Source organism: Enterovibrio coralii, assembly GCF_001559595.1.
In the GTDB taxonomy this organism is placed as follows: Bacteria; Pseudomonadota; Gammaproteobacteria; order Enterobacterales; family Vibrionaceae; genus Enterovibrio; species Enterovibrio coralii.
Genome location: NZ_LNTY01000006.1, coordinates 632010 through 655846, shown reverse-complemented (window position 1 = coordinate 655846; position 23837 = coordinate 632010). Strand labels below are relative to the sequence as shown.

At 45.6% G+C, this 23837-nt stretch carries 24 protein-coding genes; 9 read left to right on the top strand and 15 right to left on the bottom strand.

The window, feature by feature from the left end:
* Positions 1 to 75 precede the first annotated feature (75 nt).
* The 5 genes from ATN88_RS28525 to ATN88_RS03800 all read left to right on the top strand — a co-directional run bounded on the left by ATN88_RS28525 (position 76) and on the right by ATN88_RS03800 (position 4397).
* A complete protein-coding gene (locus ATN88_RS28525; RefSeq protein WP_332308845.1) occupies positions 76 to 2172 on the top strand; it encodes a hypothetical protein in 2097 nt (698 codons plus the stop codon).
* A 29-nt stretch (positions 2173 to 2201) separates the two neighbouring features.
* Complete coding sequence (locus tag ATN88_RS28520; protein WP_332308844.1) at positions 2202 to 2390, top strand: hypothetical protein; 189 nt, start codon at positions 2202 to 2204, stop codon at positions 2388 to 2390.
* Entirely contained in the window at positions 2390 to 2776 is a 387-nt protein-coding gene (locus ATN88_RS03815) for a hypothetical protein (protein WP_067411656.1), read from the top strand. Before ATN88_RS28520 ends, ATN88_RS03815 begins: the two co-directional genes overlap by 1 nt.
* 865 nt (positions 2777 to 3641) lie before the next feature.
* Complete coding sequence (locus tag ATN88_RS03805) at positions 3642 to 4028, top strand: hypothetical protein (RefSeq protein ID WP_067411650.1); 387 nt, start codon at positions 3642 to 3644, stop codon at positions 4026 to 4028.
* Positions 4029 to 4052: 24 nt separating this feature from the next.
* The gene (locus ATN88_RS03800; RefSeq protein WP_067411646.1) at positions 4053 to 4397 is read left to right on the top strand and encodes a hypothetical protein; all 345 of its coding nucleotides are present in this window, start codon (positions 4053 to 4055) and stop codon (positions 4395 to 4397) included.
* 23 nt (positions 4398 to 4420) lie between these two features.
* Here ATN88_RS03800 and ATN88_RS03795 read toward each other — a convergent pair whose 3' ends face one another.
* Entirely contained in the window at positions 4421 to 5467 is a 1047-nt protein-coding gene (locus tag ATN88_RS03795) for a hypothetical protein (RefSeq protein ID WP_232312723.1), read from the bottom strand.
* Positions 5468 to 5888: 421 nt separating this feature from the next.
* A complete protein-coding gene (locus tag ATN88_RS03790) occupies positions 5889 to 6347 on the bottom strand; it encodes an exoribonuclease R (protein ID WP_067411643.1) in 459 nt (152 codons plus the stop codon).
* Between the two features lie 652 nt (positions 6348 to 6999).
* On the opposite strand from ATN88_RS03790, the gene ATN88_RS03785 reads away from it, so the two are divergent.
* Positions 7000 to 8631 (top strand): hypothetical protein, encoded by a 1632-nt coding sequence (locus ATN88_RS03785; RefSeq protein WP_232312722.1) that lies wholly within the window; start codon positions 7000 to 7002, stop codon positions 8629 to 8631.
* 100 nt (positions 8632 to 8731) lie between these two features.
* On the opposite strand, the gene ATN88_RS03780 is transcribed toward ATN88_RS03785, so the two are convergent.
* From ATN88_RS03780 to ATN88_RS03760, 5 genes are all read right to left on the bottom strand, one after another.
* Positions 8732 to 9700 (bottom strand): hypothetical protein, encoded by a 969-nt coding sequence (locus ATN88_RS03780; protein ID WP_067411638.1) that lies wholly within the window; start codon positions 9698 to 9700, stop codon positions 8732 to 8734.
* Positions 9687 to 9878 carry a hypothetical protein gene (locus ATN88_RS03775; protein WP_067411636.1) on the bottom strand — a complete coding sequence of 64 codons (192 nt, stop codon included), beginning with the start codon at positions 9876 to 9878 and terminating at the stop codon, positions 9687 to 9689. The genes ATN88_RS03780 and ATN88_RS03775 overlap by 14 nt, the downstream gene beginning before the upstream one ends.
* Positions 9866 to 10108 (bottom strand): hypothetical protein, encoded by a 243-nt coding sequence (locus ATN88_RS03770; protein ID WP_067411632.1) that lies wholly within the window; start codon positions 10106 to 10108, stop codon positions 9866 to 9868. Before ATN88_RS03770 ends, ATN88_RS03775 begins: the two co-directional genes overlap by 13 nt.
* Before the next feature lie 20 nt (positions 10109 to 10128).
* Complete coding sequence (locus ATN88_RS03765; protein ID WP_067411629.1) at positions 10129 to 10545, bottom strand: hypothetical protein; 417 nt, start codon at positions 10543 to 10545, stop codon at positions 10129 to 10131.
* Between the two features lie 273 nt (positions 10546 to 10818).
* On the bottom strand, positions 10819 to 11220 hold the full coding sequence (locus ATN88_RS03760; protein WP_067411626.1) for a tautomerase family protein: 402 nt from the start codon (positions 11218 to 11220) through the stop codon (positions 10819 to 10821).
* Between the two features lie 331 nt (positions 11221 to 11551).
* On the opposite strand from ATN88_RS03760, the gene uvrB reads away from it, so the two are divergent.
* Complete coding sequence (uvrB, locus tag ATN88_RS03755) at positions 11552 to 13525, top strand: excinuclease ABC subunit UvrB (protein ID WP_067411623.1); 1974 nt, start codon at positions 11552 to 11554, stop codon at positions 13523 to 13525.
* A 46-nt stretch (positions 13526 to 13571) separates the two neighbouring features.
* Here uvrB and gntR read toward each other — a convergent pair whose 3' ends face one another.
* From gntR to ATN88_RS03730, 5 genes are all read right to left on the bottom strand, one after another.
* Positions 13572 to 14573, bottom strand: coding sequence for a gluconate operon transcriptional repressor GntR (gene gntR, locus ATN88_RS03750; protein WP_083539406.1), 1002 nt, complete (start codon positions 14571 to 14573; stop codon positions 13572 to 13574).
* A 47-nt stretch (positions 14574 to 14620) separates the two neighbouring features.
* Complete coding sequence (locus ATN88_RS03745) at positions 14621 to 15115, bottom strand: gluconokinase (protein ID WP_067411619.1); 495 nt, start codon at positions 15113 to 15115, stop codon at positions 14621 to 14623.
* 65 nt (positions 15116 to 15180) lie between these two features.
* Positions 15181 to 16491 carry a TRAP transporter large permease gene (locus ATN88_RS03740; RefSeq protein ID WP_067411616.1) on the bottom strand — a complete coding sequence of 437 codons (1311 nt, stop codon included), beginning with the start codon at positions 16489 to 16491 and terminating at the stop codon, positions 15181 to 15183.
* Positions 16484 to 17035 (bottom strand): TRAP transporter small permease subunit, encoded by a 552-nt coding sequence (locus ATN88_RS03735; protein WP_067411613.1) that lies wholly within the window; start codon positions 17033 to 17035, stop codon positions 16484 to 16486. Before ATN88_RS03735 ends, ATN88_RS03740 begins: the two co-directional genes overlap by 8 nt.
* A 57-nt stretch (positions 17036 to 17092) precedes the next feature.
* The gene (locus ATN88_RS03730; RefSeq protein ID WP_067411610.1) at positions 17093 to 18109 is read right to left on the bottom strand and encodes a TRAP transporter substrate-binding protein; all 1017 of its coding nucleotides are present in this window, start codon (positions 18107 to 18109) and stop codon (positions 17093 to 17095) included.
* 379 nt (positions 18110 to 18488) lie between these two features.
* Here ATN88_RS03730 and ATN88_RS03725 point away from each other — a divergent pair, with 379 nt between their 5' ends.
* Complete coding sequence (locus ATN88_RS03725) at positions 18489 to 19220, top strand: glycosyltransferase family 2 protein (RefSeq protein ID WP_067411607.1); 732 nt, start codon at positions 18489 to 18491, stop codon at positions 19218 to 19220.
* Between the two features lie 31 nt (positions 19221 to 19251).
* Positions 19252 to 20529, top strand: coding sequence for an LssY C-terminal domain-containing protein (locus tag ATN88_RS03720; RefSeq protein ID WP_067411604.1), 1278 nt, complete (start codon positions 19252 to 19254; stop codon positions 20527 to 20529).
* Positions 20530 to 20568: 39 nt separating this feature from the next.
* Here ATN88_RS03720 and ATN88_RS03715 read toward each other — a convergent pair whose 3' ends face one another.
* The 3 genes from ATN88_RS03715 to mglC all read right to left on the bottom strand — a co-directional run bounded on the left by ATN88_RS03715 (position 20569) and on the right by mglC (position 23830).
* Complete coding sequence (locus tag ATN88_RS03715) at positions 20569 to 21915, bottom strand: ATP-binding protein (RefSeq protein ID WP_067411601.1); 1347 nt, start codon at positions 21913 to 21915, stop codon at positions 20569 to 20571.
* On the bottom strand, positions 21905 to 22564 hold the full coding sequence (locus ATN88_RS03710; RefSeq protein ID WP_067411598.1) for a response regulator transcription factor: 660 nt from the start codon (positions 22562 to 22564) through the stop codon (positions 21905 to 21907). The genes ATN88_RS03715 and ATN88_RS03710 overlap by 11 nt, the downstream gene beginning before the upstream one ends.
* A 258-nt stretch (positions 22565 to 22822) precedes the next feature.
* Positions 22823 to 23830, bottom strand: a complete 1008-nt coding sequence (gene mglC, locus ATN88_RS03705; RefSeq protein WP_067411596.1) for a galactose/methyl galactoside ABC transporter permease MglC — start codon at positions 23828 to 23830, stop codon at positions 22823 to 22825.
* Between the last annotated feature and the right edge of the window lie 7 nt (positions 23831 to 23837).

Below are 23837 nucleotides of genomic sequence, written 5' to 3'. Positions count from 1 at the left end.
TTGATTCCAACCCGTTGCACTGCTCCCGTTTGTTCGGTATTTAACCAAAAACAAAAGCACATCAGGAAAGAGTCAGTGGCGTACAGGGTTGTAAAAATAACCGAACTTGCATCGCACGAGTTCGGCAAAGTCGAAGGTGGATTTTCGACACTGGGTGAGCGAGCCTTGGAAAGCGTGTTACCCGAAGGCTTAACCAACCAGAAGTTTCAGGCCAAACTAGCAACGGGTGAATATGTACTTCTTAGTGATTCACCCGTTACCCCTCTCCTGAAATCAACATCCAATTCGGTGGGGGATAAGGTTTGGCAGGTGAACCCTGCGGCCGAATCCAGCCTTTCGCCGGAAGCGAAATCCGCGTTTACTTCGCGAACCAAAGCCAAAGGTTTTACCTCCCGCTCGAGCTCAGAATCTCAAACTCCTACTGAAGTCCCGTATACGCCCGAACCTATAGTTGAGGAAAAGCAGGAAAAGCCTGCTCAGGATTATGAATACCTGTTTGAAGTTGCTTGCTCGGAAGAGGTGTTTGCAAGCGAGGTGGGCTGCCAGTTTGCGCTGGGGAAAACATCTAAAGAACCGAGTATTGTCAGTTGGGAAACAAAGCTTTCTAACATGGGAACCATTTTCTCGGCGAAAGCCACAGACAACACGCCTCGTAAACTTATCGCCAAAGTCGCGAGCGCAGAAAAAGGCTTGAGTAACCAACCTCCTGTTAAGCTAAAGCCCAAAGGTACAGGTGCCATTCGGGAAGCGTTTATTCCGGTCACTCCAGCTCTTCAACTTGGCGACCGTTTGGGCTTTCCGACTGAAGGTTATTTCTACCATTTTCATGACAAAAAACTGGTTCAGGAATACAAAATTCTCGGTGAAGGCCGCTGGGCATTTCAGGCAACACGTTCAACCCCATTTAGCCTGAACAATGAGCAAGGGTTAAATAAATACCAAGGCGCGATTCTGCTCTACTGGAAAATCGACAGCAAAGTCGTCACTGATCAGCATCTCGTTTATCTCGATGCGCCAATTACACAAGAGCAACTTAGCAACGTCAGTGATGAATGGTTGAATGGGAATGGCGTTGAGATAGACATTCCTGCACTTCTTGATACCAAGAAAGCCTCGAAGGCCGCCAAAAGACCATACAAACCAAAAGCGTACAATGCGCCTATTGATGTCTTCTACGACTATAAGGAACGATTGTTAGAAGGTTCTACACTCAAAGCCATCAACAACGAACGATTGGTAGAGAGTGGGTTGCCAGTGGTGAATATTAAGAAATGGGGAGAAGCTAAGTTGGCGTTCGATTTGGGCTATTGCCAGATTGATAAAACCCAACCATTGGAACAGTTCTGGGGCAACCTGTTTTCAGACGAAACACCCAGCGACATTCAGGAACTTATCAAGAAATACAATGAGCATTTGAACAATCCAGCCAGACAGGGAGAGATTGTTGTTCTGCCGACAGCCGAGCCTGAGACAGAAGAAGAAAAAATCCGTCTTGATGCATTAATTGAAGAAGCCAAAGCAGCAAGTAAAGCGCTGGGCAAGCTGACGGATGAGGCAGTGGCTACCGTAAACCGTCACTTTGAGCTTTTGGACTACTATGCGTCGGAAATGTTGAAAAAAATTAAGGAGGATGGACTTCCATCGGATGTTTATGCGCACGCTTCATTGGGAATTGGGGCGGTAGCCTCGGGGGTTGGAAAACATCTAAAGAACATAAACTCCATCCTGATGGAGATAAACAGTCTTTACGTTACGCAAGTAGCGATGGCAAGTCGTGTTGGTGGAGTGAATTATGGCCTTTTCATATCCGATCGAGCAGCACTATTTAAGAAATTAGATGGCTCCTTTGCAGCACTTTCAAAGCGCAGTGTTAGGGTACCACCCTACGTACAAGTCAAAAAGAACTTAAGGCTTTCAACAAAGTCTGTTATCCACAATGCCAATGAAATCATTGCGAAAGGGGTAGTTCCGAATCTCGGAAAACGCATGGCGAATGTCGCAGCTGGTATTTCAGCAGCTCGTGGTGTCGGGTATATCGGATTAGCTCTAAGTGCGGCAAGTGGAGTTAAGAATATTTATGAGGCTTGCTCAGTTGATGGTACAGGTCAGTGTAGTAAAGTGACCACACGAGAAGTCTTTGGTTTTGCTGGCGGCTGGGGGGCGGTATCGTAGGAGGTAATATTGCAGCAGCAGGCGTGGTATTGGCAGTTGGTGTTGTGGGCATAACTTCAGCACCTGTTATAGCGGTCGCAGCTGTCGGAGCATTTGTGGTGGGTGGAGCCTTGGGGGGAATTGCGGGTTCTACCGCAGGAAAAGCTCTGGGCGATGGATTGTACTTCTTGTACGAAAAGAGCATAGAGTTAGTTGATGATATTGTGGAGGCTTTCTAATGCAACAGTATGAAGCAGCAATAGTCATCTTTGGCGTCATATTCGGTGGCTATTCAGTCGTTTGGGCAATTCCTGGTACGGTTATGAGTGCATTGGTTGCGCTCGGTGATGTTGAACGAATTGTATTTATTGATAAACAACTTGCTAAGAATCTAAAGAAGTATTACGACGAGAGAGGTAATTTGAAGCCCGAATATCAATTGTATACTTCAATTGGCACACGACTATTTGGCTACTGGATCGCTTATCCATTCATTAAAAAAAGAGTTACCACACAGTCTAAAAAATTCAGGCTATTCATGTGGATAAATTGCTTAGGAATGTGGAGCTTGGTTGGTACCACGTTTTTTGTATGCTTGGCAAAGTTGCTGGGAATTATTCCCTAACTCAGACCTTACAAATGGATACGCATGCACATTGAAGAGCTAAAAGTTGTGGTGCTAGCTTATTGGGTATGTACGCCATGTTGTGGGCAATTCCAAGCGTTATTATGGGAGCAATTGTCTCGTTGGGAGATACTAAACATATCATTTTTATTGACGAGCAGCTTTCCAAAAATACTGTAAGTATAGTATCAAAAGGGGAGAAAATGCATTTCGCACAGATTGCGAATCGTCTTTATTTTTATTGGCTTGCCTATCCTTTTATTCGACATCGATCCACTGTTAGATCTAAGAAATTTAGATTTTTTATGTGGGTGAACTGCATTGGTATGTGGAGTTGGCTACTCTTCTTCTGCATCATGCTTTATAAAAGTGCTCTAAGCGTTGAAATCGGCGGAAACTAAGCCAAACTCGCGTTATAAGATTCAAAGCAATGGTGATAGTCGATCGGTCATTGAATTTATGGAAACCATCATGCCTGACTGTAACACGACACTCGTACTACTACTGGTCATTGTAGGCACACTATCTTTCGCTTGGATTATTCCAGGAATCATTTCACTTTGCGTCGTTTCAATGGGCAGTTTTTAAACACGTGATTTATCTTGATAGCCAGCTAAGCAGTAACTTAAACAACCTTTATGACGAGGCCGGAAACCTTAAAGAAACACATTTTGTATCTATAGGTGGTCGCATTATAGCCTATTGTTTTACTTATCCATTTATTCGAAATCGTGCTCAATCAATATCAATGAAGTACAACGTATTTATGTGGCTGAACTTTGTTGGCATCTGGAGCTTTATGCTCACTCTGCTTTTAGCTTTTCTCGTTCGAAATTTAAATATCATCTCTTAGGAAAAAATGGCAATGGCACCGTATGAAGCGGCATTATTGGTCTTTACAGCCATTTTCGGCGGTTATCTAATCGTTTGGGCAATGCCAGGCTCAGTTATGATCGCAATGGTAGCATTCGGAGACATAGAACGAATTGTTTATATTGATAAGAATCTAGCTAAGGATTTAGACAAGTATTACGACGAGAGAGGTAATTTAAAGCCCGAATATCAATTGTATACTTCAATTGGCACACGACTATTTAGCTACTGGATTGCTTATCCATTCATTAAGAAAAGAGTTACCACTCAGTCTAAAAAATTCAGGCTATTCATGTGGATAAATTGCTTAGGAATGTGGCGTTTGGTTGGTACCACGTTTTTTGTATGCTTGGCGAAGTTGCTGGGAATTATTCCCTAACTCGGACCTTACAAATGGATACGCATGCACATTGAAGATCTAAAACCAGTGGTGGCAGGTTTATTGGCCATCTACGCCATATTGTGGGCTCTTCCCGGAACCATCATGAATGTGGTTGTTGCTTTGGGAGACCCTCAACGCATCGTTTTCATCGATAAACAGTTATCAAAAGACGTCGAAAAGCTTCATGCCAATTGGTCGTGTATGCTCTTCACTAACATAGCTATACGTCTTTACGGGTACTGGATTACCTATCCATTTATCCGCAAAAGAGTGTCAACGACCTCAAAAATATTCTCTCTGTTTATGTGGTTCAATTGTTTGGGCATGTGGAGTTTTATTGGCGCGCTGTTGCTATCCCAATTGTAAAAAGTGACATCATCTTTTTGTGGCTACCTAATCAAACTCGACGCTTCTGCCAACTGTGTCTCCATCCAAGTTGAGTAGAGCGATACGACAGTTTTAACATCTGCACCTGAATAGAACTTCTTATCAATATCGTCGACGAAGCATTGGAAATCACTTGATCTACACAAATGTAACGTCCAAAAAGAAGCGAACTGTTTGACCTTGGGTTCGATGATGTTTTTTACGGAAGCACCTGACACGCTGAATACGTTGTCGTTATTTTCAAATTTTATGTTTGTGGCTTTTTCATAGTAGTGAAATCGGTTGTTAAAGTTATCTTGGTAGTACGTTCTTATTCTTGCACTCAGTGGTAAGTTGTCATCGATTTCTTGATGGAAAATACCGTAGCCATCAATGTCTCCGTAAAGGTCAGAGCCGCTCGAATAGCCATGAAAATACTGCTCCAAGGAGTCAAAGTGAGGTCTGGTTTTTAGCGTGTATTCTGAAACAACACTCCCTATGTCACCGACCCAGCTAATGGAATCTGCTACAGATATACCGCTTAAATCGTCAATGCCAGCGTCAATTGAGGGATAAGACAAGGCATTGATAAGTGCCCATATGTGCGTCATATCAATCGCGTTGCCGTTTGGGTCTTTGAAAATGATATTCCCTTTCTTCAAGGTATCGATCACTGACGGCGGAACACCTTGTTCTACGTTAGCTGGCTCGATGTCAATGGACCCTACTAGAAAGAGGTCCCATAAATCACTGTTGTAGTGGGTTTTTCGTAAGCGAACGGCAATGACTTTCCAGTTGTCATTTGGGTAGGCATTTTCAACGGCTTCAATGAGAGCAATGACCTCTTCCAGTGATTTGCTTTCAGGCACACTCATCAAATGAGCGTTGCTGGTGCTTGGCATGCCCCAGAATCTGTCCAACGAATGTTGGCTATGTTTGTTGTGGTTATCCGCTGCATTTTTATCTTGTGTTTGATTGTTAGCATACGCACTGGCTATTTGGCTGAGGATGAGCGAAATAAATAATAGATAGCCAAATGAGACGTTCGATGAATTTTTAAATCGTAACATGACGTGTCCTTAATCACGGGGCAGTGCAGTTAGCTGACGTTTGCTGTTTTAATGTCACGGCGGAGGTATAAGAATTGAATATAAAATTTCACCTCGATGCCTCAGTATTAGGACATTAGATATCGATTCATTCTGAGTCTTAATATCTTTTGATTGGTGCGTTCTGGCTGTGAAAGCGAGGCTACAATTTCACTTCAATCAGAGAGCATCTGCCTTCTCTATTCAGATACAGATTGACCTGGGCACCTCGTGCGGCGTAAAAGGAGGAGGGCACAAGTTTCGAAGGATGTGTCTCTGCGATCTAGTTCATGGAACAAGCCAGATTATGAGGTTTTGTGCGGTTTAAGAAATGGTGAGCAAAAGAAAAGGCGAGTAAGTTGAAACCACTTACTCGCCCTGTGATTTTCTGTAAAAGAACGCGTTAACCTTCTGGGTTTTGCTTCGCGTTGATCTCTGCGTAAGTGTGCAAAAGCTCGGTCAGGGTGTTCACCCAACCAAAGACATCGGTAGGGACGTTTTTCAGTAAGGCTTCAACGTGCTCACAATGTGTTTCAAGCGTAATCGCTTGTTCCAAGCGGAAAGAAATCGCGTAGAAGTGCCATAGCACCAAACGCGTCATTCGCTCGCTGTTTTGCTTGGCGTTGTCTGAATCATCAAACGCTTGCTGAATTTCATTCAGCGCAATTGCCGTCATACGCAACATGGCATCAAGACGGGCTGACAGCGCGCGTTCTTCGCTATCTACTTCTTCTTGATCGAACGTGAAAATCTCACTCATTACATCTTCAGGCACCATACGGCTGATGATTCGAGCACTGAACTCTTCCAGTTCATGGCGAGGCATGGTCACAAGACATTCGAAGGTGTAATCACGAAGCATAAGGTCACTCTAATTCGGCATAAATTTCAGAGCACGCATTCTAAGGGCTGGGAGGGGATTTGCCAGTGTTTTCTCTGTTTTGTAGAAGTCCACATGCAAGCTGTAGCGAAGTAATGCGCTCTCGAATGGTTGGTTATCGCAACACAAAATGCATTGAAAGTCAGAAGGGCAGTGAACAAAATAGAAAATAGTAGGGATGAAGGAATGCTGCATTCTACATAAAAAAGCTAAATTAATTTATATATCAGTTTTAACACACCTTGAAGCACATATATTGTGATGAACAGATTTTTATAGGAATGGAAATTAACTCTATCGGTAAACATTCTCAAATGTAGGTGGGCACGTGAAGTGACTTAGATTACAGTTTCTGAACTAAATTTTAGAGTAGTAAAGTTATATGGTTATTATCGTAACACTATTTTACTGCGCCTTGGGTTATCTCTATGAAGCTTAGTCAAGTTTTGAACCATACAAATCAAGTTGAAAGATCAAAATTCGTCAATTGCATTGACGACTTTGCCAAGAAAACAAGAACGATCAAAGTCTCGTTGAGCAACTAGAAAAAATTGATGGGCAACTAAAAGCCGCTTCAGGAAATGAACTAACGCAGCTTTTTAGCTTGATCCAACATCACTATAAGAGGCATCTATTGGAGCAAATAGCTGTTGGTGGACCTCAAGTATCTCTTCTCATTAATATTCTGACACGAGACGGGAACTGTATTGCAACAACTCATTGGATTGAACAGCTGTACTCGAAGGAGTACCAAGCTATCGATGCCCTAAGTATGTTAATAGAAGATGACATTAACAACATTGAGTCGACTTCATTTTGCAGGCATAGCCGTTTGAAGGTTTATAGAAACTGCGTGCGTACAGCTTTTAATAACGACCTTAAAATTAACAGAACTGCAAAGATAAGTGAAGACGAAAGGGGGATACTTAATACTCTAGCAGAAGGGTTAGGTCTCTCTAGAGATGAGATGCATGCGATTGAACACACGATCGACCCAATTCCAGAACTTGCAATCGAAAGTGCTTTAGAGTATCTCAGAGAAAATGGAATTATTTTCATTAATAAGAGGCGGTCAGAAGTAATGATTGCTGATGAGGTGGTCGATATATTGCATGATATTCAAGGGAAAGAACTTCATGATAAATATGCGCTCCGCATATTGAGGTCTTTTTCTGATGCTGAGTTGTCAAATATACTTAAGAGCCATGGGCACAAGTTTAGAGGTGTTGAGCGTCAAGATAAGATCGCTACCATTTCGCACTCGGGACTCTCAATACGAAGCATATTATCTAATGATCTTCATAGCGAAGATGCTACACAGAATGAAAGAAAAGAAAGAGTGAAACAGCTCATCGATGATATGGGTCTAGATATTCCAAAAATTGGAGTAAGACTTCAAGAGCGTATCGATGTTTTAACCGAGTTTCTAAAAGGTTTATCAGATTTTGAGTTTTCTACGCTGAGCGTTAGTGGGTACAGAGAGATGCTGGATGCCTTGGCTTCATGTGATCCTGAGCTGGAAGCCAAAATCAAGGCTGATTTCGAAATTGAGAATAAAGAGACCATTGATCCAGAAAAACTGAAAGCTCTAAACGTTACTCCTTTTGATATTTTATATCTCTATAGTAACGATGAGATTAAAGTTATAAGGAATGATTTAGGTCTACCTCGTCGAGGTAATCCAAGAACGCAGATCATCGAAAGTTTCGCAAGTGCAAACGATAGATTGATAGAAAATTACCATCTACTAGCTAGTAGAGACATTCAATCTCTAAATTCAGTGGGTATTGATATAAAAGAAAGCGAAATTGGAAGTAAGTTTGAAGAAGTTACAAGGGCGATTTTTGAACAGTTAGGGATGAATGTTGATGAAGATCTGAGGAAAAGTATCAATACGGCAAAGGATCAATCAGACATCATCATTTCACTAGAAAATAATGATGTGATTGTTGGTGAGGTTAAATCATTTAAAAATGGCCAGTTTGCCAAGTATTCAGCAACATCTAGACAAGTAAAATCTTATGTTAAACGCTGCGAGAGTAATGGATTTAGAGTCGCGCAAGTTCTTATTATCGCACCGGAATTTTCTGAAGATTTTATTAACTCCGCAGACATGGATACAGAAATTAATATTTCTCTATTGGAAGCAAAAGGGCTCCAAAAGATTTTGAGTGCTTATAAAAGTCGCAGAAATCCACACTTTTCGCCGAGGTTGTTGACAAAAGGCGGACTGTTAAAGGCAGACTTAATTTCAAAATCGATCTGAAATAAACAGAACTAACCAACACACGGTGATAGCCCTTAAATAGCGGCTATCACTGATTTATTGGACAGAAACGCAAAAGCTAATCTCCAATTTTGCCAAACTACCCTTGTCCTTTCGGTTGATAAACTGACGATATCAGCCACGCCGACTGTTTTCGCTTCAACATGAACTTTTGCGTCACGCCAGAAGGGTTGGACGTGGTGGTGTAGGTCACTGTCGCAAATGCTCGGCCTTTAAGGGCGTCCAGTTCAGTTAACTCAACGTTCGTGACGTCTTCTATGGTTTGTTTGAGTAGCCGTTCCGTGTACCTGTCTTCATACAGATATTTTCTCTCCAAGTAGGGTGTTAAATCCGCTTCGCTTTTCTTTCCCGATTGCAAGTCATTAAAAAAAGACAAGATGACTTCATCAGGTTGCTGAGTGACTTGGTCGACGTAGCGTTTTTGCAGCTGCTGGTTGTTCGAATGAAACTCGTCGATGGCGAGAGAAAGCAATTGTTCCTCAGCGTCGGGCAAGGGGTAAGCGTAAACCAGAGGATTTTCCGACATGCGCTTGCTGCGTAGATTTGCCCATTGCTTTAGGTGCACAGATTCGCGTGACATCGCGATCAATGCTTGCTTATCTTGGTCGTTGTACGACCTTAAATTGGGGATGTTTTTCAACAGGTCAGCAAGAACGGTTGAGACCATATTAACGGTAACGCTTTCACTCCACGGAAACACACTTGCTTGCATAATATTGTTAAACCGAACGCCATCTTTGTCTGTGTAGATGATGTCGAATTGGGGGAGTGCGGCACTCTTGCTCATCGACATCTTGAAGGCTTCATTAGGATTTATTGCAGATATGCATCTAAATCCGATGATCTCTAACGTACCTGTTTCATTCAGGCCGGCAGGAGCATCAACCACCACATCCACCAAGAAGTTTCTGGCTTTCAGGATGTTATGGTTTTGAACGTTTTTCTGGCAGTCGTAAGCCCATGCGTTGCCAGCGAAAAGTAGCGAAACACCTATAATGGCGGCTGATGGTGTTAGCTTATCTTTCTTCCCTAAATTACATAGACGCATACCACTTTCCTTGATACTTGGTGAACTTTGGTTTTCTTGGGAAGGTCACATCGATGATCGCAATTGGCTCGCCTTGCCGGCTCGTGTAGAAATTAATAGGGGCACTTCCCGCCGTCGATAACATGTCTAGCCAAGCTTGAAAGCCGTCGCTGTTGATATTGCTGACTATCTCTCCCATTTCTTGCGTTCGCCATTGGGACCTGAGACGACCTGTAGCTGTTTTAAGCTTTTAGGAAGAAAGTAACGTTGAAGGTATTCACCCGTAGAGAGGTTTGGGTTTTGGCCATCTGTGTAAAGCTGTTCCAGTAACGCGCGTATTTGTGCTTTGTCTTCTGCGTGGTCATCGTTGGATGTTGCATTGGCGATGCTGGCAACGAGCAACAACCCCATCACGATATATTGTTTCATACAAAAATCCTTTCTCTCTCTCAGGGGGTCGAACGGTATACGGTAGCAATGTAGATATCTTCCCCTTCTTGGGCGGTAACGGTTTTCACCACAACGGCATTGCCACCCATTTCTGCGGCGTTGCTGCGAAGAAACGTATTTAAGTCTGGTGTGCCTTTATGCTGGTAAAACACAATGATGCCAGTTTCAACTGAACCTGAGGGTTGTTGGTTTCCCAGCGTTACATCGCTGGAAGAAAGGGAATCAAACTCACCCGTGCAAGGGAGTTGTCGAACATACCATTCACTGTCGTTGTTTAGTTGCATAAACGTGCCAGTCATGGTTTTTTCACCAGAGCAATAGGGAATGTTTGGTTTGAAAGTGACTGGCAGTTCCTTTTTAGGCTGCTCACAACCAATCAATGCCAAGGAGAAAAACGCAAATCCAATCCATTTCATTAATATCGTCCCAAATTCTTAGTCACTTATTTGTTCATATTAGCTGTAGTCAGTAAGGAGCTTTAGGGGAAGGCATCGTTAAATCAGCAAATTAGTTTGTTTCTTCACTTCCTCTCAACTGTCTCAATTTGGGGCACATAAGAAATGGCGAATGCTGGTTTAAAGTGCGGTCACGCTAAGAGGAAGGCGGAGAGCAACCTCGGAGAATCCGTGTTGCTTTGAAGTAAGAGGCTCATGATGTGAAAGCCTCTTATGTTTGAGGAGGGTTTGACACTACAAAGGCTGAGATTGAATAAAGCGGTATTCCTGCGTTTTCCCTTCGAATCCCCATGAATCAGCACGGACATCATCGACCACGATGTAACTTGCTGGCGTGACTTCACCGAAGATGGCCTCAAAATCCGAAAATACATTTCTCACATATTGCGCTTTTTCCTGCTTGGTGTTGGTGCCATCGGTTACTTTTATTTCTAGGTAAAACGTTACCGCGTTTCGCTCGCTCATTCTCATCCCGCCCACAAACCATTTGGCAGGGTCAACGAAATCTATGTCGATAGACGTTACATCAGGCTTTTTTCCCAACACTTCTGTGGTGTGTTTCATGAGTGAATCAACCACTTTTTCAGCGGATTCCGGTGACTCGACTGCTGATATACGTACGTTTAGATAGGGCATGGTTTGTTCCTTCAAACGAGTAGTGAATAAGAAAGTCCGTTTGCCTAATTCAACGCACTTAAGTTTGAGTAACAAGTTGATAACAAGCATTTGTGGTGTTGATCTTGGGTGGAATGACAAACGATGAAAAATGAAGATAAGCAACGTGATGAATATCTAGCTCTGTTTCACGTTTGCTTCTGGAGATTGATGCGTCACTAATCAGCAGGTGTTTGTTATTTTCGTTTTTTACAAAATCGGAAAATTCCCAGTTGTTGCACGGGACAGAGTTTGACAGAGAGAGGTGTCAGTACCTTTACTTGGTTTACTCAATGACCCAAGGGAAACCGCAATGGCAAAAGACACGTTCTTACTTCATTCGAAACATGCACCTTCGGGCGATCAACCCGAGGCGATTGCAAAGTTGATTGCGGGTATCGAGGCAGGGAAAACACACCAAACATTGCAAGGCGTCACGGGGTCGGGAAAGACCTTCACGATGGCAAACATTATCCATCGCCTCAACAGGCCAACATTGATTCTTGCACACAATAAAACGCTGGCCGCGCAGCTTTATCATGAAATGCGCGCTTTCTTTCCTGAAAATGCGGTTGAGTATTTCGTCTCTTATTACGACTACTATCAGCCAGAAGTGTATTTGCCAGGCAGTAATCGCTTTATTCGTAAAGACTCGGCAGTGAATGCTCAATTGGAACGTCTTCGTCTTTCAACAACGAAAGCACTGATTGAGCGAAAAGATGTCATCGTGGTGGCGTCAGTGTCGTCCGTTTATGGGCTGGGCTCTCCTGACGCATACAAGGCATTGCAGATAAACCTTAATGTCGGTGAAGCAATTTCGTTACCGAGCCTAGAACAGCAATTAGCTAAATTACATTATGAACCTGGGGCAGAACCGCTTAGCCGTGGTTGCTATAAAACGCAGGCACATCATGTTGAGATTTTCCCAGCAGATTCTGAGCAAGCACTGATCCGTATCGAGTTAGATAACCATTCAAAGATCAAACGATTATTGCAAGTAGACAGTGCAACAGGTGCAGTATTGGATGAACTTCAACACTATCGGGTTTCTCCGAAAACGCTTTACTCCACATCGCCCGATCAAATCGCAAAAGCCTGTAAGGCCATTGAAGCGGAGCTTGAAGAAAGAACGGCAGAACTAAGCCGCAATCATCAACTGACGGAAGCTGCGAGACTTTATGAACGAACAACGCGTGATCTTGAAATGCTACGCACTCAAGGATATTGCGGAGGCATTGAAAACTATGCGTCTTACCTCAACGAGCGAGATCCATCATTGCCGCCAACCACACTGATGGATTATCTCCCTAAAGGTGGCTTGCTCTTTATTGATGAATCACACGTCATGGTGTCGCAAATCCATGCGATGTATAAAGGTGACCAGAGCAGAAAAGATACCTTGATTGATTATGGTTTTAGGTTGCCGTCTGCCAAATTTAATCGACCACTGAGTTTTTCAGAATTTGAAAAGATAAAACCGCAAACCATTTTTGTCTCAGCAACACCGGGTGACTATGAAGTGAAGCGCTCGGGTGGTGTTGTGGTAGATCAGATCATTCGACCGACAGGGCTACTAGACCCTGAAATTGAAATTATTCCTCTAGCACAGACGCGAACGGATTTGTTTGAACAAATCCAACAGCGCATCGCTAAAAATGAGAGGGTGCTAGTTACAACGCTCACCAAACAAAGTGCGGAGGCTTTGCACAGTGACTTGCTCGAACAAGGTGTTCGATGTCAGTACATCCATAGTGATGTAAAAACGGACGATCGCATTGAAATTATTCGCCAACTACGGCGGGGAGAAGTGGATGTTCTCATTGGCATCAACTTGCTGAGAGAAGGCTTGGATATTCCTGAGGCGTCTTTGGTTGCTGTGTTAGATGCTGATCATGCGGGCTTTTTGCGCTCCTCGGAAGCACTCATCCAAATTATTGGAAGAGCTGCCCGCAATGCGAATGGGAAAGCGATTCTATACGCCGACAAAATCACGCCTGCGATGCAAAAAGCAATGGATGAATCGAACCGAAGGCGTGCAAAGCAAATGGCTTACAATGCTGAACACAAGATAGAGCCGAAAAGCTCCAATCGAACCATTGACCCTGTTGCGGCAGAAAAAGCCCGAATACGCAGCGAACACCTCTGTGCCACGTTGGAGGAGCTTTGCCAAAGAATCACAATGTCTGAAAGAGAGTTGCTGGCACTTATTGCGGACGGTAAAGCAGAGCAAGCAGATACAATGCGTCAATCCTTAGATGCGCTGTATCGGCAATACATCTTTATGTGACGCCTTATCGCGAAAACTGTATCTGGAAGGTTTGAGTGAAAGAAACTTAAAGACTCTCACCCATCTCGATGTGATAACCAAGGTCGATGGCAGTTCGCCAGATAGTTCGGCCTTTTAGCCTTTCCAAAAGTTGCTCGGCGGCGACTTTGCCAATTTGCTCTCTGGGTGTTACCACGGTGGCGAGTCTTGGCACCATGGCCTTGCTGATGTCGAGTCCGTGGAAACCTGCAATGGCGATGTCATCCGGTACCTTAATGTTTCGACGTTGGCATTCGTAGAGTGCGCCGATGGCTAAATCGTCGTTGGTACAGAAAATACCATCTACGTCTGGGTGTTCATCTAAGGCTTGAGTGAGCAAGGTTGAGCCTAGTGTGAACGAAGATGCTTCCTCGGTTTGCAGAGTAAAAGGTGACAGGCCACTGGCTTGCATGGCTCTCTCGTATCCCTGCATTTTTTGAATGGTTCTTTGATCCATGCGGGCAGCAAAGTAGGCAATCCGCTGGTGGCCTTTTTCTATCATTGCACGCGTCATGGCTTCAGCAGCCGCTGTATTATCAAACCCAACGGCTTGCTCAACGACGGGAGAAACACAGTCCATGATTTCTACGATAGGAATTGATGCGGTCGCCAGCATTTTGCGTGATTTATCTGTGTGTGTTGTCTGCGACAAAATGATGGCATCAACGTTATAAGAAAGCAGAGAGGCGATGCTTTGTTCTTCCAGTTCTGCACTGTAACCATAGTGGGCAATCATGGTTTGGTAACCCGCAGGCGTTGTAACGGTCTCTATGCCCCTTAATACTTCGGCAAAGACTTGGTTGGTTAAAGAGGGGACAAGTACGCCAATGACCTGACTTTTGGCGTTGGAAAGAATATCCGGTGCGCGGTTTGGGATGTAACCGAGCTCTTCCACGGAGGCGGCGATTTTGTCTCGTAACTCTGGGGAGACTTGCGTTGGGTCACGAAGACAGCGGCTAACCGTCATCTTCGTCACGCCTACGCTGTCGGCGATGTCTTGAAGCGTGGGTCTTTTCTTCTTTTTCATCATCGCTGGTACTTATTCTCCACCCTGACACATCGCGTTTATTGACCTGCTTATTCAACATTAAGTGCCGCAACTACTTGTGCGACAACGTCATCGACGCTTTTTGAAATATCGATATAAATGGCTTCATCGCGTGTTGGTTCTTCAAGTGTTTCAAACTGACTTCGTAACATGCGCTCGCCAGTAAAGTAGTGGTCATCGCGCTTCTTGTGGCGAGACCAAATGGTATCGAAATCTCCCTTCAGATAAACAACAACCATGTCTTCGTTGTTTTCCGCCAACATGTTGCGATACGTTTGTTTTAGCGCAGAACAAGCGAGGACAAGTGACTGTTTTTCGATAAAAAGCTGATTCAGTGTTTTTAGCCAGCCTTGGCGATCTTCATCGTTCAGCGGCGTGCCTTGGCGCATTTTTTTTACGTTCTCTTTAGGATGATAGTCATCACCGTCAAAGAAGGGGATACCAAGATTGTTGGCGACTTTCTGACCAATCAGGCTTTTCCCTGCGCCTGAAACGCCCATTAGCAAAATCTTTCTCTGTTTCATATGCCCAGTTTGTCCTTATCGTTTTCGCTATTCCTAGGGTCTGTTGATACGGAGTAAGCGCATCGTTATTTCCACCACATCGCAAGTTCAGGCCAAGCAATGGTCATGCTGAGCACCACGATCTGAATGGCGATAAAAGGCAGCAGCGAGCTGAATATCTCCCCCAAACTGATGTCCTTCGGCGCCACGGATTTGAGGTAGAAAGCGGCGGGGCCAAAAGGTGGAGATAGAAACGACACTTGCATATTGAGGCAGAAGACCACACCAAACCAAATAGGGTCGTATCCCAGTTGCGTGATCATGGGAACGAAGATAGGCATGGTCAGCAAGGCAACACCTACCCAATCGAGGAACATGCCCAAGATCAGCAAAATCACCATCATGATCAACAGGGTAGACAGTGCTCCGCCGCCGCTTAGCGACAGGATAACGTCTCCCACGAAATCAATGCCGCCCATCAGGTTATAGATACCCACTAATGCACTCGCGCCGATACCAATCCAAATGATCATGCCGCACGTGCGCATGGTTGCGATGGCACTTTCAACCAACATGTTGACGCTAAGCTCGCCACGGATCCATGCACTCAAAATGATGCCTACTACGCCCAAAGCCGAGGCTTCAGTCACCGAGGCGATGCCGCTGTAAATACTGCCAAGCACAACAGCGACGGATAAAAGCGGAAAGAAAAGGGCTTTCATGTAGCTCATATCTTCGTTGTCTTCTTCGAGAGTGATATCTGGCGCAAGCGACGGGTCGAGGTAGCATCGAATGAGCACATAAGCCATGTAGCAAAAGGCGAGAATGAGTGCAGGGATAAAGGACGCTTTGAACAAGTCACCAATCGAGACGCTGGCCGTCATGCCATAGATGATGAGCACGATACTCGGTGGAAGCATGGTCCCTAGCGCACCGCCCGCACAGGTGGTGCCGATAGCGAGTTTGCGGTTATAGCCAAGGCGCAGCATTTGCGGCAAGGCGAGAATGCCAAGAAGCACGGTTTCGCCGCCAATTACACCGCTCATTGAGGCGAGCACTACGGCAACGAGTAGGGTTTGAATTGCAACGCCACCGCGAACACGTCGGCCAACGATTCGCATGGCGTTAAACAAATCTTTCGCAATCCCAGAGCGGTCGAGTATGGAAGCCATAAGCACAAACATTGGCACGGCGAGGAACACATAGCCCGATACAAAGCTGAAGGTTCGGCTGGCGATTAGCGGTAGCGCATCTGCGCCGAACCAACCGAGCGTGAAAAAGAGCGCGACAAAGCCAGTGACGAAGGCAAGTTGCATTCCAGTGAGGAGCAGAGCAATCATCATTGTCAGCATGAGGATACTGCCCCATGCGAGTCCCATTGAGGACAAATCAAACATCTTTCGTCATCCTTAATCGATTGATGTCTTGAAGCAGGTGCAACGCCATTTGAAGCACCAGAACACATAAGGCAGCAAAGAGCAGTCCTTTGAGCAGCGCGGGGTATGGCGCGTTTAGCACTGAGCCAGACGTTTCGAGCCTTAAATCGCCCCAAGGCGCAAACCAAGATTCCTGCATAACCAGATAGGCGGCGTAAGCGAGCATGATGGCAAATGCGAGGCCGAACACATGGTGCACAATATTCAGATACAGTCGGGCGCGAGGTGAAACTGCGTCATACACCAACACAACGCGCACATGCTTGTTGGTCGCATAGGCATAGATACCGCCGATAATGAACAGCGCACCGCCTATAAACGACGCCGTTTCGTGTACCCAGATCGTGGGTGCATCAAAGGCGTAGCGCATGACCACTTCGTAAAAGGAAATCAGCGCAGTCACGATAAAAAGCACACTGAGTGTGTTGCCGAGCCGATAAATAGCCGTGTCGAGAATGTTCATGGTTTCTTCATCACCTGATGAAGAAGGTGTTGTCTTTTCCATAAGAGCTTCCCTGAGCAGAGGAGGGCGTTAACCCTCCTCACAAAAGACAAAGGTGAGTTACAGAAGCCCGTTGCTGGTCAGGAAGGTCGTCACAGAGTCATACACTTTTTGTGCGTTCGGTGAGCGCTCTGCAAACACCTTCCATTGGGTTTTCGCGATTTCACGAAATTTCTTACGTTCTTCGTCAGACCAGTTGTGAATTGTAATGTCTGGATTTGCCAGAGCCTCTTTTACTGCGGCTTGGTCTGCGATTTTTAGCTGCGTGGTAATGTCGTAAGAGAAGTCGCGGACAGAGGTGCGTAGGATTTCTTGCAGATCAGCAGGCATCGCATCCCATTTCTTTTGAGAGATCGAAATATCAATCAGAGGTAGCGAGTGGAATCCCGGTTGAACAGGGTGCGTTGCAATGTCGTTCATGCCAGCTTTTTGATTGGTTGAGAACACGGTGTAATCTGCCGCGTCGATAACGCCTTTGCTGAGGCCAGTAAACACTTCAGAACCTGGCAAATTAACTGGCGTTGCGCCTGCCGCTGCAAACACTTGTTGAACCAAACCTTCCGGCGCGCGAAGTTTCAGGCCTTTTAGATCGTCCACGCCATCCAACGGCTTTTTAGAAATGAAAGCTTCGACGCCAGTGGTTGACGCACCAACAAACTGCACGCCGTAAGGTGCATACAGTTCGGTCATCAATTCATTGCCACCACCATAGTTCATGTATTGCAGCAGTTGTGTGGTGTCAGACCATGCGCCAACCATGTTGCCAATCAAACCAAACGCAGGATCTTTTCCGGAAAAATAACCTGTCGCAGTAACGTGGCCATCAATCACACCGAGTTTGATGGCACCCAGTGTTTCTGTGTGTTTGACAATAGAGCCTACTGGGAGGAGGTCGATATCAATGCGACCGTTGGACATTTCCTCAACACGCTCAACCCATTCTTGTTGGAGTTGGTAGTTAAGATCGCCCGATGGATCAGACGATTGAATTTTCAGTTTGAAATCGGCGGCGAGTGCAGGCGTTGAGAGTACGCAGGAAAGGGTGGTAGCCAGCACGGCTTTTGTCAGCTTTTTCATATCCATAGTATCCTTAGTAATGTCCGTGTAGTCGGAATGACCATCTGTAAGGTTGCTGTTGTCGTCTGTGTAAAGCGTAAAGTTACCGGTAACGTTAATTAATTGTTACCGGTAAAGTGGAAGCCTTCTTCGATCAAGATCACGTAAATGGCGCTGATTGGGTCTCATGATTGCGACTGAATAACGATTGGTTTCGCTCGGCTTCTGCGAGTGGGATGTGATGATTGAGCTTTGATTGAGGCGGCTTAAAGCACGTGCGCTGAACCTGAAACGCCAACTCCTTCTACATGAACCGAACCTGAATATCGTCCTCACTGTGGGTTAAGTCCTTGCGTTTTATTCTCCTTACCGCACTCAAAACAAAGGTAAGGAAGAAATTATGGAACCTATCAGTGTTGTCATCATTACGCTTAACGAAGAAAAACGTATCGGTCGCTTGTTGGACGATTTGTACCAACAGACACACCAAGACTTTGAAGTGATCCTTGTGGACTCGAACAGCGATGACGCAACCCGAGATGTGGCGGACTCGTTTAAGAATCACCTGCCAGCGTTAACGGTTCATCGCATGGAAACACGCGGTGTGAGCCTCGGCCGAAACACGGGTGCTTCATTGGCAAACTTTGAGCGCATTCTGTTTTTAGATGCAGACGTTCGTTTGTCGCCAGACTTCCTCGAAAAATCTGTCAAAGAACTCAATGAAAAAAGCCTCGACGTGGCAGGTGTCTACATGGGCGCAAGCAGCCTACCGACCATTCAGAAGCTTTCTTACGGTGCGTTCAATGCAGGCATGTTTGCCACCCAGTTCTTTTTCCCAACTGCAGTTGGTGCTTGTATCTTTTCCACGCGCACTGCCCATCAAAGACTGAATGGCTTCGATGAAAAGATCACGCTTTGTGAAGACTGTGACTACGTTCGCCGAGCAAGCAAAATCATGCGTTTTCGCTTCATCAACCAAGCGTTTCAGTTTGACCCGCGCCGTTTAGATCAAGATGGCTTGTTTGCCACTGGCCTTGTGTATTTGAAAGCCAATGTTCGCCGTTTCTTCTTTGGCGAGATGCGCAACAACGAAATGGAATATAAGTTCGGTCACTACGACGAACAGAAATAACGCAGACAGTCAGTAGGAACACGAGGCAATTATGTTTGGGTCTTTGGGTTTATTTCTGGGCGGATTTTTTGATGCATTGATTGGTCCGAACTTTTTCGTGCCAGCAGAGCCCTTTCTGCTGGCAGCGGGCTATCAACTGCACGAAGGCATTGTTTCCGCCGCCGTGATGGTTTTGCTAGGTGGATTTCTTGGCGACCAATGTAGTTATCTAATAGGGCGAAAATACGGTAAGCCAGCGCAACAAAAGATCATGAAATGGCGTCCGAAAACACGTCGCGTGTTTGCACGCTGCCGATTGTTGATGGCCAAAAAAGGAACGTTCGCAATGGTGTTCGCCCGCTTGCTTGGGCCTGTTGCATGGGTTGTTCCTTTCCTTGCGGGTATGCAGAAAGTGTCGTGGACGAAATTCTCACTGTTTTCGTCCATCGGTTTAATGCTGGGGGCTGGGCAGTTTATTTTCTGGGGGTATTTGTTAGCGGCTGGCGTCGAGCAGTTCCCGATCCTAGATACGTTTTTGACTATCGTTAACGAGCATAAATACAGCCTGATGGCGATGGGGGGAACACTAGTGTTTGGCTGGCTTGGCTACCGATATGGCTGGAAAAAATGGGTACCCAAAACCGCCGCATTCTTTCTGGCTGCAATGTTAGCGGTGAACTACAGCCATTTCTTTTGGTACTCAGACAACTTTCAGGATACGCAATCTAACTTGCCGGTTGAACATGCGGCACTGAACTACAAAGTGTATCCAGGTAAATCACCGGTCTTTGATGCGCAGGGCATCAATGTGCTTTACGTCGGTGAGTCACCAAAGGCAATGATGGAAAGATTGGGGTGGGTTGAGAACAAAACCTTTTCGCGCAGTGACATTGACCCGTCGGTGTACATTGATTTGTTAAAGGCGCAAACACCGCCGGTATCGGATTTATTCTGGAATGAACGACCACAGGATTTAGCTTTTCAACTGCCGGGTGACTTGCTGAAACGTTCACACATTCGCTGGTGGAAAGCGGGCGTCGATGAAGCAACTAACCAGCCAACTTGGGTCGGCGCGGTTAGCTACGACGATGGATTAAAACTCACCATGTATTCGGGGATCCTGACTGTTCTTCACAGCATCGACCCAAACATTGACGCTGAACGTGACAAGCTAGCAGCGCAGCTCAACACCGAGATACCATCAATGGCGACAAACTACTTTCAAGCCATGACGCCATTGGTGGTAGACGAAGCTCATGATTACTACAGCGATGGCAGAGTGCTTGTCGTTAACGAGAGCGAGTTGCTGCTGGCGAACAACGCGTCTTAACGAGATAAATACGCGCTGAGTATTACTAAGTACAGATATTCAGCGCGCGAGATTCACCGTCAACGTTGCTTTCAACCCGCCCATGCTGCCGCGACTAAGCGTGAGATCACCGCGATAGCTATGGGCGATTTCATTAACGATGTTGAGTCCTAAACCGGTTCCCGGTGTTGATTCATCCAACCTAACACTGCGTTCCAGAACATTCGTCATCTCGGTATCGGGGATGCCGTTTCCGTCATCTTCAATACTGATGGAAATAACGCTATCGCCTTTCGATTGGGAATAGACGCGCACCAATCCTTTCGCCCATTTGTAGGCATTTTCAAGCAGGTTACCCAGCATTTCATCAAGGTCGGCTTGCTCGACGGCGACGAAGATGTCGTCGTCTAGTTCATTCACCACAATCACGGTTCTTGAAGCGTAGATCTTGTCAAACGCCATGGTAATCGCATCAACGCGTTCACACGGATTAGCTTTGACGGCCAAGATATTCATGGAGCCTGCCACGCGAGAACGGCCAAGGTGATAATCAATCTGAGTCTGAATTTGTTGAACTGATGGCATCAGCATTTTTTGTGCTGATTCATCTAATGTCATGATGTCGTTTTTCAAAACAGACAAGGGGGTTTTCAACGCGTGGGAAAGATTGCCTGCGTGGTTACGTGCCCTCGAAAGCAGTTCGTGATAGTGAAACAACACGGCATTGAGATCTGATACAAGAGGCGATACTTCTTGCGGGTAATTGGTGCTGAGCGAGTCCTGTTTACCTTCTTTCAACGCCACAAGTTCACGCTGCATGTCGTTCAACGGCAATAACGACCATGCGACCTGCAACCCTAACAACACCAATACGCCGATAAAAAGCATCACCAATATCACCCAAAGTTTACTGGTCAGGCTTTGAAGCACATCTTCCGTTGGATCGTCATCAATACCAATCGTGATGGTCACCAACTTGTTTCCGCCTTCAGGCACAAAGGATTGCTCAATAGTGATAAGGGCTTCTTTGCGTGCGCCGTGTGTGTCTTTCAATGGCCCTTGTTCTTTGATGAAAAAGTCTTTGCCAGCCAAAGACAGGGAGCGAAGCAGTACCTTTCCGTCAGAAGACGCGCTCCAATAAAGGCCACTGAAAGGCTGGCCAAAACGCGGGTCAGAAAGTGGTTTAGAGAGTGTTAGTTCCCCTTCAGGGTTGGTGCGTAATTCCGTTGCCAATTCATTCATTGAAAGTTGCAGGCGTTCTTTAGTGTTATCGACCAAATAATCGTGCATCAAAAAAGGGATACCAATTCCTGCAATGGTCACCATGACGGTTAGCCACACCACGGTGGCTAACAGTAAACGGCTTTTTAGGCTGAGCTTGCCAATGTAACTGACTCTACTGCGCATTAAACTGATACCCCATCCCGCGAACGGTTTTGATGATGTCAGGGGAGAGCTTTTTACGAATACGACCAATGAAGACTTCGATGGTATTCGAGTCGCGCTCGAAATCTTGTTTGTAGATGTGTTCTGTCAGCTCCGTTTTTGAAATGATCTTGTCAGGATTATGCATGAAGTGGGCGATAACTTTGTATTCCAGTGCCGTAAAGCTCACGGGTTGACCATGCCACAAAACAGCTGATGAACGCGTATCTAAGCTCAAATTACCAAGCTGAAGAACTGGTGATGCCGTACCTGATGCGCGGCGAAGGTGCGCGCGCAAACGTGCAGTGAGTTCTAACATCTCAAACGGTTTGGTGAGGTAGTCGTCCGCGCCAGCATTCAAGCCCTCAACACGCTGGCTGAGCGTGTCTCGTGCACTCAAAATGATCACTGGCGTGTTGATGTTTTCATCCCTGATGCTTTTGAGCACGGTTAACCCGTCGATTTTTGGCAGGCCAAGATCGAGCACAATGGCATCCCATGGCTCTGATGTGGCGCGGTAAAGGGCATCAATGCCATCTTGAGATAGCTCAGCGATCCAATCATTTTTTTCTAGGGTCTCAACAATCTGTTCGCCCAAACGCGGCTCGTCTTCGACTACGAGTATTTTCATTCTTATCTCTCAGTGTGTTACCTGCGGGTCTGTGCCCTAATGACTTAGGTATATTGACCTATGAAAAGGGAAAAGTTCGTCCCAATGCTGAAAAGCACTTTCAATCGACATAGAACCTGGCAGCGATTTAGCAAAAGTATGGTAGAGAGAATGTGGAAAGAAGGTAGAAACGATGTGAAAACACGACAAAGGTGATGAAAGTGAACAAAAAAAGCCTCTCGTTTGAGAGGCTTTGACTTAGGTGTTTAGGTATGGAGTTTATTTCTTGTTGGCGTATTTCATAGAATCCAACGCCACCGCGAAGATGATGATGCTGCCTTTGATGATGTATTGCCAATACGGGCTAACACCGATGTAGGTCATCCCGTAGTTGATAACGGTAAAGATAAGCACGCCCGTTACAACGCCTGCGATACTGCCGACACCACCAGCAAATGATACGCCGCCGACCACACAGGCTGCGATAGCATCAAGTTCGTAGAGGAAGCCCAAGTTGTTGGTTGCACTACCGATACGGCCAGCTTCTAACATACCACCGAAGGCATAGAACACACCTGACAGGGCATACACTTTAAGCAGTGTCATCGGCACGTTAACGCCAGATACGCGGGCTGCTTCTGGGTTACCACCCACAGCAAAGATGTTCTTACCAAATACGGTTTTATTCCAAAGAATCCACATGAATACGATGGCAATAATGGCGTAGAAGGTAATGTAGGAGAATCGGAAGTCGCCCAAACGAATAAAACCTTGGGTGAATTCGGTAAAGCGAGGGTCAAAGCCTGCAATCGGAGAAGCACCGACGGCGTCGTAATACAGCGAGTTGATGCCATAAACGATGATCATGGTACCCAGCGTTGCGATAAACGGCGTTACTTTTAGATAAGCAACGATAAAACCGTTCACTAAACCGATAACTGCACCCACCAAACACACAGCGATGATCACACCAGCAATTGGGATTTCGCCCAAGCTTGGGAACACTTTGTTGATGTTATCTGCAGATTGAAGCAGGGTAGCGGACAGAACGGCAGCGAGACCTACCTGACGACCCGCTGAAAGGTCGGTACCTTGTGTAACAATAAGACCTGCAACACCCAGTGCGATAATGACGCGAACAGACGATTGCGTGAGGATGTTACTCAGGTTACGCAGACTCAGGAATGACGGCTCCTGAATAACGATAACCGCCAGCAGGATTAAAAGTACCGCGTAGATTGCACCTTCTTTTAGGTGCTTTAAGGCAAATGTTTTTACAGCATCCATAATTCAG